This is a genomic window from Streptomyces caelestis, from assembly GCF_001279005.1.
GTDB lineage: Bacteria > Actinomycetota > Actinomycetes > Streptomycetales > Streptomycetaceae > Streptomyces > Streptomyces heliomycini.
Map to the genome: position 1 here is coordinate 1 of NZ_LGCN01000183.1, position 218 is coordinate 218.

Annotated in this window: 1 rRNA gene; it reads left to right on the plus strand. The window is 59.6% G+C overall.

Annotated elements, in window-relative coordinates:
• Position 1 precedes the first annotated feature (1 nt).
• Positions 2-218 (plus strand): 23S ribosomal RNA (locus tag ADK41_RS16100); the annotation flags it as partial.

The window sequence follows — 218 nt, forward strand, 5'->3', positions numbered from 1 at the left end:
TGATTCCGGGAGTAGTGGCGAGCGAAACCGGATGAGGCCAAACCGTATGCGTGTGAGACCCGGCAGGGGTTGCGCATGCGGGGTTGTGGGATCTCTCTTTCATGGTCTGCCGGCCGTGAGACGAGTCAGAAACCGTTGATGTAGGCGAAGGACATGCGAAAGGTCCGGCGTAGAGGGTAAGACCCCCGTAGTCGAAACGTCAGCGGCTCGTTGGAGAG